15 protein-coding genes, 1 pseudogene and 1 riboswitch are annotated in these 13,072 nt (G+C 57.5%); all 16 genes and pseudogenes read left to right on the top strand.

The window, feature by feature from the left end; translation table 11 throughout:
* Nucleotides 1-141: 141 nt before the first annotated feature.
* Nucleotides 142-550 (top strand): annotated as a pseudogene (locus JCR24_RS17545) (IS982 family transposase); the annotation flags it as partial.
* Nucleotides 551-672: 122 nt separating this feature from the next.
* Nucleotides 673-1,140, top strand: a complete 468-nt coding sequence (locus JCR24_RS08840) for an NUDIX hydrolase (RefSeq protein ID WP_370643323.1) — start codon at nucleotides 673-675, stop codon at nucleotides 1,138-1,140.
* A 69-nt stretch (nucleotides 1,141-1,209) separates the two neighbouring features.
* Nucleotides 1,210-1,408, top strand: a riboswitch (cobalamin riboswitch).
* Nucleotides 1,409-1,549: 141 nt separating this feature from the next.
* Nucleotides 1,550-2,509: an ABC transporter substrate-binding protein gene (locus JCR24_RS08835; protein WP_238980474.1), complete on the top strand. Its 960-nt coding sequence runs from the start codon at nucleotides 1,550-1,552 to the stop codon at nucleotides 2,507-2,509.
* Nucleotides 2,496-3,530, top strand: a complete 1,035-nt coding sequence (locus JCR24_RS08830; RefSeq protein ID WP_238980483.1) for a FecCD family ABC transporter permease — start codon at nucleotides 2,496-2,498, stop codon at nucleotides 3,528-3,530. The genes JCR24_RS08835 and JCR24_RS08830 overlap by 14 nt, the downstream gene beginning before the upstream one ends.
* Nucleotides 3,527-4,999 (top strand): adenosylcobinamide amidohydrolase, encoded by a 1,473-nt coding sequence (locus tag JCR24_RS08825; protein ID WP_011231747.1) that lies wholly within the window; start codon nucleotides 3,527-3,529, stop codon nucleotides 4,997-4,999. Before JCR24_RS08830 ends, JCR24_RS08825 begins: the two co-directional genes overlap by 4 nt.
* On the top strand, nucleotides 4,996-5,970 hold the full coding sequence (cbiB, locus tag JCR24_RS08820) for an adenosylcobinamide-phosphate synthase CbiB (RefSeq protein WP_238980473.1): 975 nt from the start codon (nucleotides 4,996-4,998) through the stop codon (nucleotides 5,968-5,970). Before JCR24_RS08825 ends, cbiB begins: the two co-directional genes overlap by 4 nt.
* Nucleotides 5,927-6,997: a threonine-phosphate decarboxylase CobD gene (gene cobD, locus JCR24_RS08815; protein WP_081130565.1), complete on the top strand. Its 1,071-nt coding sequence runs from the start codon at nucleotides 5,927-5,929 to the stop codon at nucleotides 6,995-6,997. Before cbiB ends, cobD begins: the two co-directional genes overlap by 44 nt.
* The gene (locus JCR24_RS08810; RefSeq protein ID WP_011231744.1) at nucleotides 6,994-7,551 is read left to right on the top strand and encodes a bifunctional adenosylcobinamide kinase/adenosylcobinamide-phosphate guanylyltransferase; all 558 of its coding nucleotides are present in this window, start codon (nucleotides 6,994-6,996) and stop codon (nucleotides 7,549-7,551) included. Before cobD ends, JCR24_RS08810 begins: the two co-directional genes overlap by 4 nt.
* Nucleotides 7,548-8,336: an adenosylcobinamide-GDP ribazoletransferase gene (locus JCR24_RS08805; protein WP_011231743.1), complete on the top strand. Its 789-nt coding sequence runs from the start codon at nucleotides 7,548-7,550 to the stop codon at nucleotides 8,334-8,336. The genes JCR24_RS08810 and JCR24_RS08805 overlap by 4 nt, the downstream gene beginning before the upstream one ends.
* Nucleotides 8,294-8,926, top strand: a complete 633-nt coding sequence (locus JCR24_RS08800; protein ID WP_014196225.1) for a histidine phosphatase family protein — start codon at nucleotides 8,294-8,296, stop codon at nucleotides 8,924-8,926. Before JCR24_RS08805 ends, JCR24_RS08800 begins: the two co-directional genes overlap by 43 nt.
* The gene (locus JCR24_RS08795; protein ID WP_011231741.1) at nucleotides 8,878-9,294 is read left to right on the top strand and encodes a bifunctional adenosylcobinamide kinase/adenosylcobinamide-phosphate guanylyltransferase; all 417 of its coding nucleotides are present in this window, start codon (nucleotides 8,878-8,880) and stop codon (nucleotides 9,292-9,294) included. The genes JCR24_RS08800 and JCR24_RS08795 overlap by 49 nt, the downstream gene beginning before the upstream one ends.
* A 14-nt stretch (nucleotides 9,295-9,308) precedes the next feature.
* Nucleotides 9,309-9,887 (top strand): cob(I)yrinic acid a,c-diamide adenosyltransferase, encoded by a 579-nt coding sequence (locus tag JCR24_RS08790; RefSeq protein ID WP_011231740.1) that lies wholly within the window; start codon nucleotides 9,309-9,311, stop codon nucleotides 9,885-9,887.
* Nucleotides 9,884-10,372 (top strand): ECF transporter S component, encoded by a 489-nt coding sequence (locus tag JCR24_RS08785; protein WP_238980472.1) that lies wholly within the window; start codon nucleotides 9,884-9,886, stop codon nucleotides 10,370-10,372. Before JCR24_RS08790 ends, JCR24_RS08785 begins: the two co-directional genes overlap by 4 nt.
* Nucleotides 10,365-11,081, top strand: coding sequence for an AIR synthase family protein (locus tag JCR24_RS08780; protein WP_238980471.1), 717 nt, complete (start codon nucleotides 10,365-10,367; stop codon nucleotides 11,079-11,081). Before JCR24_RS08785 ends, JCR24_RS08780 begins: the two co-directional genes overlap by 8 nt.
* A gap of 113 nt (nucleotides 11,082-11,194) precedes the next feature.
* Complete coding sequence (gene sigX, locus JCR24_RS08775; protein WP_011231737.1) at nucleotides 11,195-11,740, top strand: RNA polymerase sigma factor SigX; 546 nt, start codon at nucleotides 11,195-11,197, stop codon at nucleotides 11,738-11,740.
* The gene (locus JCR24_RS08770) at nucleotides 11,718-12,812 is read left to right on the top strand and encodes a GerMN domain-containing protein (protein WP_238980470.1); all 1,095 of its coding nucleotides are present in this window, start codon (nucleotides 11,718-11,720) and stop codon (nucleotides 12,810-12,812) included. Before sigX ends, JCR24_RS08770 begins: the two co-directional genes overlap by 23 nt.
* Nucleotides 12,813-13,072: the final 260 nt, after the last annotated feature.

Below are 13,072 nucleotides of genomic sequence, written 5' to 3'. Positions count from 1 at the left end.
TATATATAAAAAGATATGTATTGCATGATGTTTAGTTACCCGTGGTGCTAGATAAAATCAGACGAGCATAAAAATAGTCCTTGTATGAAAATCTCCTTTTAAAATGAAAGTGCTCATCTAACATTAGAAAGGAGAAATCCCATACAAGAGCGTCTTCATTTTACAACGGATCAAGCGGAAATTCAAAAGCAATATACGGCGATCTTGTTCTTGGTATCAGCGCAACTGTCTGGCGGCTCTAAATGTATTGTAGCGCTGAAATCGTCATTTGTTAAAGCAAGGAAATGGGTCATAATCGCCATTCATATTCTTGGAAAGTTGTTTTGTTTTACTTCGGAACGAGCAGGGTATCAGTATGTCATTGGAAACTTATTCACTAGGGAGATGTTCCCTGAACGCTCTCGATATAACTGTTGTTGTCGGTTGCTCCGTTTTTCCGTTAAATAGAGTTTTTCTAATAGATCCGTCACCAACTAGCGAGGCACGGACAACATCATGCCTATGCTGTTGTGGAGATCTTGTCCCTCTTGCGCTGTGTCATCACGTGAGGCGTTAATGTTCAACTAGCACCACGGATTTTCCTTATTTTTTTCAAGATGGCAGTATAGATGGGGCAGCTGCTTTTTTTCTGCAGGAGAGGGCTAGGATCATTCCGCGATGTAGGAGGAGAGCTTGATGGATAAACACCAACAAGCCATTATCACCGTTTCAGCCTATATTACGAATGACACGGGAGAGGTTTTGCTTGTTAAAAGCTATGACCGCTCCGATACGTGGGAAATGCCGGGTGGACAAGTTGAACCGGGCGAGCCGCTCGATCGGGCCGTTCATCGTGAGGTGCATGAAGAGACTGGCGTTGACATCCGTCTCATTGGGGTCAGCGGCGTGTACTACAATGAAACTAAAAATATCATAAACATTGCATTTAAAGCGACATATGTGAAAGGAAACGTTTTTCCCCAGCCTGAGGAAATTCAAGAGGCGAAGTTTGTGTTGATCGATGAGTCGAATATTGATGAATATGTGACATGGCCGCATTTGAAATCGCGGGTGCTCGATGCGATGAAAAGGGGATGCTCTGTTCCTTATGAAGCATGGGTCATGAATCCGTCTCGATTATCTGCAAGAGTGGGAAGGTGAAGTGCTGTAAATTCATAGTTGTCAAATGCTAAACGCTGCATTATTATAAAAATGTCCATATCCCATAACTGAATCCATTCGCAGCAAGGCGCCGAAAAGGCTTAATAGGGAATCCGGTGGGAATCCGGAGCTGTCCCCGCAACTGTCAATGCGGACGAAATGAAATCGCCACTGTACGGACGGATGGCTTGCGCTGTTTTCCGTACGGGAAGGCTTCAGAGTAGGATGAAGCATGAGCCAGTAGACCTGCCTTGCTTGCCGCAGTTTCCGAATCTTCGGGGGGTGAGACGCGGAAACAGTCGCATAGGGCATTGTTGTGCCCATTGGCGGTCTGTTTCGCGCTCATTCCCAGATTTAGGCGGAATGGGCGTTTTTTATTGTACATACATCACTGAAGGGGGAATGACGGATGAAACGTTGGACATGGCCGGCGGTGGTGGCGGTGTTCTTCCTTCTGGCCGCCGTGCTGGTCGGCTGCAGCGGTGGAGCCAATAGCAACGCCCAGCCAGCGAAAAAAGAAGAACCGAAAACGGAACAAGCGGCGTTTCCGGTGACGGTGAAAGACGGGCTTGGCGAGGATGTCACGATCAAAGCGGAACCGAAAAAGATCGTCTCGCTCATCCCAAGCAATACGGAAATCGCCTATGCGTTGGGGTTGGGCGATAAGATCGTCGGCGTCAGCGATTTTGACAATTACCCGGAAGACGTCAAAACGAAAACGAAAATCGGCGGCATGGAATTCAACGTCGAGAAAATCATTTCGCTCAAACCGGATCTTGTCTTGGCCCACGCGTCAAGCGCCCATAACTCGCGCGATGGCCTCAAGCAATTGAAAGACGCCGGCATCACCGTGCTTGTCGTGAATGACGCGAAGTCGTTCGACGATGTGTATGCGTCCATCGACTTGATCGGCAAAGCGACCGGGACGACAGACAAAGCGAAGCAAGTGATTAAGGATATGAAAGAGAAGCTTGCGCAAATTCAAGAAAAAGCGAAACAAATCCCGGCGGACAAACAAGCGAACGTCTGGATTGAAGTGTCGCCGCCGCCGCAGCTGTATACGGCCGGCAAAGGGACGTTTATGGATGAGATGCTTCAAGTGATTTCAGCGAAAAACGTCGCCGGCAGCTTGGAAGGCTGGCCGATGGTGACGGAAGAAAAAGCCGTAGCCTATAAGCCGGATGTGATCATCACGACATACGGCGGAGCGAAGCAAGTGTTTGCGCGCGCCGCTTGGAAAGACGTGCCGGCGGTGAAAAACAAGCGGGTGTATGACGTCAACACCGACTTAGTAAGCCGCCCGGGTCCGCGCCTTGTCGAAGGGGTCGAGGAACTTGCCAAAGCCATTTACCCGGATGTGTTCAAGTAAAACGTGGATGTATATATTGGCCGTCACGGCGGCCATGTTATCGTTGCTCGTAGGGATATCGACAGGATCGCTGTCGATTCCCTTTTCTTCTATTGTCCGCATTTTGGCGGCTGAATGGTTCGGAGCGGCGCTGCCTCGCCACATTCCGGCTGATTGGGTGCCGATCGTGATGGCGATCCGCTTGCCGCGCGTCGTGCTCGCTTTTTTGGTCGGGGCGTCATTGGCGCTGGCTGGCGCGGCGTTCCAAGGGTTGTTGAAAAATGCGCTCGCCGATCCGTACACGCTCGGCGTCTCGTCCGGCGCCTCGGTCGGGGCGGTGCTCGTCATCTTTCTCGGCTGGCAATGGCCGCTCTTTGGCACGTTCACGTTGCCGATCGTGAGCATTTTATGCGGCATGGCGACGCTTGTCGCCGTTTTGGCGTTCACTCGCGCGGTTGAGCCGCAGCTGTCGGTTGAGACGATCATTTTAGCCGGCATTATCTTCGGCGCGTTTTTCAGCGCGTTCATTTCGCTCATGATCGCGTTGACCGGGGAAGAATTGCGGCAAATCATCTCATGGCTGATGGGGAGCGTCGCGATGCGCGGCTGGAAATACAGCGGGCTTTTGTTGCCGTTTTTTCTCATCGGCGCGGCGGTGCTTCTCGCCAACGGCCGCGAGTTGAACGCGTTTGCTTTTGGCGAGGCGGCGGCGCTTCATGTCGGCGTTGATGTTACGCGCCGAAAAGTCATCATTTTGACGGCGGCGGCGCTGCTCACCGGCGCGGCGGTGTCGGTGTCCGGGACGATCGGTTTTGTTGGGCTCGTTGTTCCGCATATGGTTCGGCTTGTGTGCGGGCCAAACTACCGGGTGCTCTTGCCGCTATCGCTCTTGTACGGCGGGGCGTTTCTTGTGCTTGCCGATGTGGCGGCGCGGACGATCATTGAACCGCGCGAACTGCCGATCGGCGTCATCACCGCGCTGATCGGCGCCCCGCTATTTGCCGTCTTGTTTTTCCGAAAAATGAAGCGAAAGATGGGATGATGATGCTTGAGGTGCGGGCCGTATCGCATCGGTATGGACCAAAGCAAGTGCTTGATCGTGTGACGTTTTCCGTGGAAAAAGGGGAGCTGTTTGGCATCGTCGGGCCGAACGGCAGCGGAAAAACGACGCTGCTGAAACTCATTTGCAAAGAGCTTCCGCTTGCCAGCGGTGAGATCAAGATTCATGGCCAGCCGCTTTTGGCGCTGTCTGCGAAGCAATGGGCGCGGTTTGCCGCCGTCCTGCCGCAGACGGCGGAGGCGGCGCCCGGCTATACGGTGAGAGAAACGGTGGCGCTCGGCCGTTACGCTCATCAGCGCGGCTTGTTTCCGACGTGGACGAAAGAGGATGAAGCGGCGGTTCAAGAAGCGCTTCGTGCGGTCGGCTTGGCTGACAAAATCGATGAGCCGCTTGAGCGGCTAAGCGGCGGCGAGCGGCAGCGCGCCTATTTGGCGCGGGCGCTTGCCCAAAAGCCGCAGCTGCTCTTGCTGGATGAGCCGACGAACCATATGGATGTGAGCGGCCAAGTCCGGCTTTTGGACCGGCTCGCGGAAGCTGCCCGCTCCCGCGATTTGACGGTCGTCGCCGTCTTTCACGATATGAACGTCGCTAGCTTATATTGCGACCGGGTGCTTGTGTTAAAAGAAGGAAAAACAGCGGCGCTTGGAACGCCGACAGATGTGATGACGCCGGCGCTGCTTGAGGAAGTGTTTGCCGCGCCGATTGTGCGTCTGGCTCATCCGGCGGCGGCAAAGCCGATGTTTTCGTTTGTGCCGAAAGGGAAACAAGAAGAATCGTCGGCCGGCGGGCTGCGTTTGTCCTTTCTTGATGACGCCGCTGTTCTGGCCTCCTGCCAGCCGCTTCGCGTCCTGTCCTCGGCATTGATCGGCGCTGGGTTTCAATGGGCGACCCATTTTGTCAACCGCCAAGTCGGGTTGGATTACGATTGCGGCGATGCGGAAGGAGACATGCGCCGCTATTTGGAGCAGCACGGGTTTTCGCCGGAACGAACGATCGGCATGATGACGGCGGTTGACGTCCATGATGCCGTTTGGCTTCAGAAAGAAGGGGAAGCGTTTTCGGTTGCAATCATGACGACCGCTGGCGTCGGCAATGCGGTTGATGCCGCTCGGGCGTGGCAGCATAAGCCGCTTGCGGCAAGGCCGGGAACGATCAATATGGTGATTGTCATTGACGGAGTGCTGACGGAAGCGGCGTTTGTCCAGGCGATGATGACAGCGACGGAAGCGAAGGTAAAAGCGCTCGCCGACTGTTCGGTTTGCGACCTGGAAACAGGGACGCTTGCCACCGGCACGTCGACCGATTCGCTCGCCGTGGCGGCGACGCAAACCGGGCGGACGTTTGCCTATGCCGGAACGGCGACGGAACTCGGGCGCGCGATCGGTCGGCTCGTGTATGAAGCGACGATCGAGGCGCTTGACCGCTACAAGCGGCGGAGGGGGCGGCGATGACGCATTTGTTGGCAATGACGTTGGCTTTGCTGTTGGATGCGCTGCTTGGCGACCCGCGCTGGCTGCCGCACCCTGTGCGCGGGATGGGAACGCTGATTGCGTGGTTGGACCGCCGCTGGAATCAAGGAACAAAGCGGCGGGCGAAAGGGGCGGCGGCCGTGGCGGTCGTGTTGGCCGCCGTCTACGGGTTGTCGGCGTTGGTCGTTTATGTGGGCTACGCGCTGTCCGTGTACGTGGGGGTGGCGATCGAGGCGGCGCTCATTTTCACCACCATTGCGACCAAAAGCCTCGCTGAAGCGGCTGAGGATGTGCGCCGGCCGCTTGAAGCGGGCGATCTTCCCGAGGCGCGGCGGGCGCTGTCGATGATCGTGGGCCGCGACACCGAGCGGCTCGATGAGGCCGGCATCACCCGCGCCTGCGTCGAAACGGTGGCGGAAAATACGAGCGACGGCATCACGGCTCCGCTCTTTTACGCGGCTTTGGGCGGCGCGCCGCTTGCCATGCTGTACCGAGCAGTGAACACGTGCGATTCGATGCTCGGCTATAAAAATGAAACGTATCGCGAATTTGGCTGGGCGGCCGCCCGGCTGGACGATGCGCTCAACTACATTCCGGCGCGGCTGACGGCGCTCGTGATGGTGTTGGTCTGCGGCGGCCGCCGCCTTCGTTTGGCGCTGTCGATCTTGTTTCGCGATGCCCGCCGCCACCCAAGCCCGAACAGCGGCTGGCCCGAGGCGGCGATGGCCGGACTGCTCGGCGTGCAGCTCGGCGGAACAAATACATACGGCGGCATTGTCTCTGAGCGGCCGACGCTCGGCGATCCCGATGTTCCGCTGCGCTCGGTTCATATTCGCCAGGCGGTCGGCATCATGATCAGAACGGTGCTCGCCTTTACGTTATTGCTGCTATGGATCGGGGGGATGATCGTTGCGTTGGCCGGCGCATGGGGCGAATCCGCTCGCGTTGTATGAGCAATGCGGATTGGCCCCTCCGAACGAATACATTGATTTCAGCGTCAATACGAACCCATATCGCCTGCCGCCGTCGGCTTGGCCGAACGGCGAGGAATGGATTCGCTGGGCTGGTGAGTATCCGGATTCGGAAGCGAAGGCGCTCAGGGAGCTCGTTGCCAAGCAGGAGCAGATTCGACCCGGACAAGTGCTGGTGACGAACGGGGCAGCGGAGGCGATTTATTTGTTGGCCGCGCTGCTTGCCGGCCGGCGCGTCGGCATCTTGGAGCCGACGTTTTCCGAGTATCGGCGCGCCTGCCTTGCTTACGGATGCGAAGTCAAGTCTTTGCTGGCAGAGGAAAGCCGCGGTTTTTCGTACGACATTGACCAAGCGGCGGCATGGGCGGCGGAATGCGACGCGGTTTTTTTCTGTCATCCGAACAATCCGACCGGAACCGTGATGCCGGAGCGTGATCTCCGCTCGCTCGTCGCTGCAGCGGACCAAGCGGGGACGTATATCGTGGTGGATGAGGCGTTCTATCCGTTTTGGCGCGGCGGATTTACAGCCATGCGTTGGCTGGATCGCTATCCGCGCCTCATTGTGCTTCGATCGTTGACGAAAATTCATCATCTGGCCGGCGTGCGCCTTGGTTATGTCGCTGCCGACGAGGCGGTGATCGCTTCGCTGAAAACGCATCAGCCGCCATGGAGCACAAACTGCATCGCCCAACAATTGGCGCTTCGTTTCATGGCGATGGAATCGTTTGTCAAGTGGACGAAAGAACGGATCGCCGCCGAGCGGGAGCGCGTGTTTCGGTCGCTGCCGGCCGGCCGGTATGCCGTCTCGCCGTCGGTCGTCAATTTTTACTTGCTGCGTCCGCTCTCCGGACGGACAGAGGATTTGTTTTTCTATTTATTGCAGCAAGGAATCGTCCCGCGGCATACAATGAATTTTCCTGGACTGGACGGACGTTACGTGCGGCTTGCGGTCAAAACGCAGGTGGAAAACGATCGGCTTCTTGAAGCGCTTGCGAGGTGGAGCGGATGATGGTGTTTGTCAGCGGCGCCGCGCGCAGCGGAAAAAGTGAAGCGGCGGAAATATGCGCCATCCGGCTTTCTCGCGGCGGTCGGCTTCACTATATCGCCACCGCGCAGGCAATGGATGAAGAAATGACGGAGCGCATCCGCCGTCATCAAGAGCGGCGCGCGGCGCAGGCCGCGCATTGGACAGTGTGGGAAGCCCCGTTCTCTTCTCAGGAGATTGCCGCTTCCTTGCACCCTGATGATGTTGTTCTGCTTGATTGCTTGACCACATGGCTCGCCCACGAGCTGTTCTTTGGTGAAAATTGGAAAACAGACGCAACCGCTCAAGCTGTTGCTTGCCGCATGCTCGATGAAGTGCGGGCGTGGGCGGATGCCTGCCGTGCGGTCGTGATTGTATCGAACGAGCTGTTTGCCGGGGGTGTTCCGGATGATCCTGGCACATTTCGCTACATGAAAACGCTTGGCTTGCTTCACCAACAGTTGGTCGCGGAAGCGGCGGCCGCCGCGGTCGTTGAATGCGGCCTTCTCCGCGTGAAAAAAGGGCGGTGGCCGGGATGAAGCAAGCATGGAACGGATGGCTGTTGGCGCTGCAGCTGTTTACCACGATCCCGATTCGGCGCTCGATCGCATGGAACGCCGCCCATGTCCGCTGGCTCGTGCGCTGTATGCCGCTTGCGGGGGCGCTGATCGGGGCGCTTTCGGCCGGAGTGTATGCACTCTTTTCCACGTTTTCATTCAGCTCGCCGCTTGTTTGGGCGCTTCTTCTTCTTTGGCTCGGCATTTGGATGGCCGGGGGGATGCACGCTGACGGCTTTATGGATGTGAGCGACGCGTTTTTTTCGTACCGCGACGTCAAGCGGCGGCAAGAGATCATGTCCGATCCGCGCGTCGGCGCGTTTGCGGTGTTGTCGCTTATTTGTTTGTTGTCATTTCGTTGGCTGTTTCTGTACGAATCGCTCCAGACAGGCATTCCGCCGGCGCTGTTCGCCGCCGTTCCGCTGTTGTCGCGGGCCGGGGCTGCCTGGCTTCTTTCCGTCGGCAAGCTGGCAAAGCCGACAGGAATGGCTGCATCGCTTCGCGAATATAGTTCATGGCGTGATGCCATTTGGGCGCTTGGACTCGCTTTTGTATTGCTTTCGCTTCTTTGTGCATCCACCGCCATTTCGGTGCAAACAGGGGCGGCGCTGGCTGCAGCGGCTGTCGTTTTGGCGGCGGCGGCAAAGCCGTGGGCGGAAAAACAGTTTGGCGGCATCACCGGTGATGTGCTCGGCGCGCTGATCGAAGGAGGAGAGACGGTGCTATGGGGCGTCATTTGGCTCTTACACTCATCCGTCATGGGATGACGGAACAAAACCGACGTCGGGCGTATATCGGCTGGACGGACGCGCCGCTTGCGGCCGCGGAGCGCAATCGGTTGTGCCGCTTGCAGCTTGAGCGGCCGTATCCGGTCGACTGCATGGTTACAAGCGACCTTCACCGCTGTCGAGAAACGGCCGCCTTGCTGTTTGGCGGACGCGGGGCAGATTGGTGCACCAGCCGTTGGCGCGAGCTTCACTTTGGCGCTTGGGAAGGAAAAACGTTTGCTGAGCTGGAAGCGGAGCCCGCCTACCGCCAATGGCTTGCGTCGCCCTTTTCTGCGGCGCCGCCCGGCGGGGAGCGTTATGCCGACTTTCAAGCGCGCATCAAACAGGCGCTTGCGGAGACGATTGCTTTCGCTGAGCGGGCGGGCGCCCGTCATGTGGCTGTCATCACCCATGGCGGCCCGATTCGCCTCCTGCTCGAGCAGTATGCGCCCGATGCCCGTTCGTTTTGGGAATGGGAGGTGCCATTTGCCGGCGGATATACATTGGAATCGACGATCGAGCGTTGGAAAGGGGGAGAGCGGTGCATTTCGTTATCGGTGGTGCGTTTCAAGGAAAACGAAAATGGGTGAGGGAACGGTATGGAATAAATGATGGAGTTCATATTGTATGGCATAACGGTTATGTGGAGCCGTATAGGCCGCCGGATGGCATCGAAACGGCAAAAACGGTCGTCTTTGACGGGTTGGAAGCCGCCATCCGCCCCCGTCCGGACCCAGACGAGTGGGAATCCTATTTCCGCGCTTGGCAGCGGTGGGAAGCGGCAGCGCCTAACCGCACGGTCGTTTGGATCGGCACCGATGTGACGCAAGGCGTTGTTCCGGTTGATCCGCAAGAGCGGCGCTGGCGCGACGCCGTGGGAATGTGCTACCAGCGACTAGCTTCCTTGTGCTGCCGCGTCGACCGGCTTTGGTGCGGACTGGCGGAGCAATTGAAATAAGGGGGAGAGGAACAGTGAAATTGTATACGCGAACAGGAGACCAAGGGAAAACGAGTTTAGTCGGCGGGCGCGTGGACAAAGACCATTTGCGCGTCGAGGCGTACGGAACGATTGACGAGGCGAATTCGTTCATCGGATGGGCGCTTGCGTTATTGGCCGGCGATGAACGGTTTCGCGACCTTTGCGCTGAGCTGCAAAAAATCCAGCACGAGCTGTTTGACTGCGGCGGCGACCTGGCCATCGTCAACGGCAAGCTTCCGTATAAGGTGACCGAGGCGATGGTCACATTTTTAGAAGAGCGCATTGATGCGCACGTGCAAGAAGCGCCGCCATTGCAAAAATTCATTTTGCCGGGCGGCTCCAAGGCGGCTGCGGCGCTCCATATGGCGCGTACGGTGGCAAGACGGGCGGAGCGGTGCATCGTTTCCTTGCAAAAAGCGGAGCCGATCAACGATGTTGTGCTCAAATATATGAACCGCCTGTCCGATTATTTGTTCGCCGCTGCCCGGGTCGTGAACGCGCGTTTAGGGGTGAAGGACATCGAGTATGAACGGAGCGCGATTGTGTTCCGCGACAAGGAGGAGAAACAATGAACCGCCGCTTGGCTTGGACGGCCGTTTGTTTGGCGCTTTCGGCGATCGGATCGTTCATCAAGCTGCCGACGTTTGCCGGCAGCATCGCTTTGGACAGCGCACCGGCGCTTGTCGCCGCCGGGGTTCTTGGCCCGCGCGCCGGAGCGGCGGTCGCTGGGCTTGGGCATTTGGTTTCGGCGTTGATCGGCGGTTTTCCGCTCGGCCCAGTTCATTGGTTTGTCGCTCTTGAAATGGCGGGGCTTGGCGCCCTGTTCGCCGTGCTGCATCGGCGGGGATGGAAAATCGGCAACGCTGTCGTCTTTTTCATCGGCAATGCGTTTTTGGCGCCGTTGCCGCTTGCCGTTTCGTTCGGCTGGCCGTTTGTTTTTGCCGTCATTCCGCCGCTTTCGGCAGCCGCGGCGGTCAACGTGTTGATCGCTTTGGCCGTCATGCCGGTTGTCGTCCGGTTGGCGGCGAAAGCGGGGGTGGAGGCGCCGCATGCGTGATGTGCTTTTCCTTCCGTTTGCCGACGGCATGGAGCTCGCCGTTGCGGCCGACGGTTCGGCGGCGGTCGGGGACAAGCCGGGCGATGCGGTGTCCGTCTCGGTGGATGTTGTTGCGTATTTTTCCGCCCGCGTTGCCTTGATGGAATTGTTAAGCGTCGGAGCGGAAGCGAGGGTCGTCGTGCTGCAAAACTTCATCGCTGATGACCGGTGGGAAGCTCTTTGCCGCGGTGTCAGGAGAACGTGCCGCGAGCTGGGGATCGATCTCCCGATCACCGGCAGCACGGAATCGAATTTTCCCACCGTGCAGTCGGCGCTTGGTGTGACGGCCATCGGGACGGTGGCCAACGAACGGAAACGAATCGGCATCACGCCCGAAGAGGCGAAGTTTGCTGTCATCGGCCGCCCGCTCGTCGGCCTGGCCGTGCTTTCGCATCCGGAATGGGTTGCGCCGCTTCCGCTGTTTGTTGAGCTTCTCGCCTCTCCGTCTGTTTATGAGCTCATTCCGATCGGTTCCAAAGGCATTTACTACGAATGGATGCAGCTGTTGGCCGCTAACGGCCGCCAAGGGCGGGCCTGCGCATGCCCGCTTCCGCTCTTTTCCTCCGGCGGCCCGGCGACGTCGGTGCTTGTCAGTTATGATCCAGATGGCGAACGTGAAATCAAAAAGCAAGCCGGCTCTCTCTTTTTTCCACTGCACGTCGAGTGGTAAAAGCCGGCTGCTTTTGGTGAAAAAATCATTCCCTTTTTCGCTCGGACCCGTTATCATGAAGATAATGGGATTTTTTTGTCGTGGTCCATGGAGGAGATAGGGGGAGAGAAACGATGGACCCCGTCTTTGAACAGTTGTATGAAAAGTACCATCATGATTTGTTTAATTTTTTATTCTACATGGTGCGGAATCGAGAGCAGGCCGAAGATTTGGTTCAGGAAGTGTACGTCAGAGTGCTGCGCTCATACAAACGATTTAAAGGGCAGTGCAGCGAAAAAACGTGGCTGCTGTCCATTGCGCGCCATGTGGCCATTGATTTTTTCCGCAAGCAAAAACGCCGACGCCAATGGGCTGGTTCGGCGGAATGGAGCGAGGAACAAATCGGCGCCGACGAGCCGATTCCTGAGGAAATGGCGATTCAAAAAGAGGAGATTCAGCTTATGTACCGTGGTTTGGCGCGCTGCACGGTTGATCAGCGGCTTGTGCTCGTCCTTCGATTCATCCAGTCGCTGTCGATCGCGGAAACGGCGGAAGCGCTCGGCTGGACGGAAAGTAAAGTGAAAACAACGCAGCACCGCGCACTAAAGGCGCTCAAGCAATATATGGAGGAAGAGGCAAAACAGGAGGGGTGGCGGTGTGAAAAAGCTCAATTGGAATGAGCGATGCATTGAACATGGCCTTGAACAGTTGCCCGTCATCAAAGACCGGCGCACGAAAGAAGAAGTGTATGTCCGGCTGGTGCGCGCTCAGCGGATGGCGCGCTGGAAGCGGCGTTGGCTCCCAGCGGTTGCATCGGCGGCCGTGCTTGCATTGGCGGTTTATGCCGGTCCGCATTTTATCGTTCCAACACGTTCGGACAAAAACGAGGCTTCCTCATCCCCTGTTCAGACGCTAGAGGCAGATGGCGCTTCCTCTCACCCAAAAGCGATGATGGCCGCCAGCGAACCGGCGAATGCAGTGGTGATTGCCTTGCCCGATGAGCGAATCGGCCAAGTGGTGCCAGTGTTTGTTCCCCTTCCTGGCCGTTTTGCGCCGAAAGAACGGCTGTCCGCGGCGCTCGGTGAGCTTGCCCGTTCCCCGTTGCGTGAGGCGTCCGCGTGGCTCGACGGTGTGAAGATGGCCCCGGCGGCAGGCGATGGGCGCGTATGGGTTGTTCGCGTTCCAGCGAGCCATCGCGTGTTTGCCGCCAGCCATGAGGAACAGCGCCTCTTTTTCGACGCGGTCATGGAAACAGTGCGGCAGATGGGCGGGCGAAGCATCCGCTTTTTCACTGGGGAGGAGGAGGGGCTCGATTTGCCAGTGTTGGGTCGTCTAAAAACGACAAAAATCAATGAGCAGAAGCGAATGTATTATCAAAACCGCTCCTCCTCCTTCGGCTATCCGGTGCTCATCCCGGCGCCAGGAAGCGCCCGCTCGTTTTCTGAGGCGCTCAAGCAGATGAAAAAATCGACGATCCATGGGCTTGAGCCGGCCATTCCACCAGGGGTGGAAGTTGATTCGGTCGATGTCGATGCGCGCCATGCGACGGTCCGGCTTCATTTGTCCGCTCGGCCAAGCGCGGAAGAAGCGGCGAGCATGGCGGAGGCCGTGCTGCTGACGGCGAAAGAGTTTGGGTTGCTTGACGTCACATTCGAATCGAGCGGGTTATCGACTCTTGGCCCGTATCCGCTTGGGAAGCCGATCAACGTGCCGGCCGGACCGAACGCCGCGTTGCTGGCAACCGGCCCGTAGCCGCCAGCGTGAGCTCTTAGCGGTTTTTTTGTTAATGTTGACGCGAGGCCGTTCTATCGGCGTTCGTTTTGACATAAGACATATATGGTGCGACATAGGCAAGGAGGGATGGAAATGGGCGATGTGATGAGACGCCTCTTGGCGGTGGCTGGCGTGGCGGTATGCGTCGGACTGTTGTTTCTTGTCGGCGCCAACGGATGATTGGATGAATATTCGCAAAACGGTTGTCCTTTCTTGCGGTAATGCGTTATAATGAGAAA

The sequence above is a fragment of the Geobacillus sp. YHL genome (assembly GCF_022341265.1).
GTDB lineage: Bacteria > Bacillota > Bacilli > Bacillales > Anoxybacillaceae > Geobacillus > Geobacillus thermoleovorans.
This window is presented reverse-complemented; position numbering and strand designations above follow the sequence as displayed.

Coding starts and splice junctions, on each gene's coding strand:
- JCR24_RS08835 (WP_238980474.1), top strand. CDS start 1,550: ATGAAACGTTGGACATGGCCGGCGGTGGTGGCGGTGTTCTTCCTTCTG.
- JCR24_RS08830 (WP_238980483.1), top strand. CDS start 2,496: ATGTGTTCAAGTAAAACGTGGATGTATATATTGGCCGTCACGGCGGCC.
- JCR24_RS08825 (WP_011231747.1), top strand. CDS start 3,527: ATGATGATGCTTGAGGTGCGGGCCGTATCGCATCGGTATGGACCAAAG.
- cbiB (WP_238980473.1), top strand. CDS start 4,996: ATGACGCATTTGTTGGCAATGACGTTGGCTTTGCTGTTGGATGCGCTG.
- JCR24_RS08810 (WP_011231744.1), top strand. CDS start 6,994: ATGATGGTGTTTGTCAGCGGCGCCGCGCGCAGCGGAAAAAGTGAAGCG.
- JCR24_RS08805 (WP_011231743.1), top strand. CDS start 7,548: ATGAAGCAAGCATGGAACGGATGGCTGTTGGCGCTGCAGCTGTTTACC.
- JCR24_RS08800 (WP_014196225.1), top strand. CDS start 8,294: ATGGGGCGTCATTTGGCTCTTACACTCATCCGTCATGGGATGACGGAA.
- JCR24_RS08785 (WP_238980472.1), top strand. CDS start 9,884: ATGAACCGCCGCTTGGCTTGGACGGCCGTTTGTTTGGCGCTTTCGGCG.
- JCR24_RS08780 (WP_238980471.1), top strand. CDS start 10,365: ATGCGTGATGTGCTTTTCCTTCCGTTTGCCGACGGCATGGAGCTCGCC.
- sigX (WP_011231737.1), top strand. CDS start 11,195: ATGGACCCCGTCTTTGAACAGTTGTATGAAAAGTACCATCATGATTTG.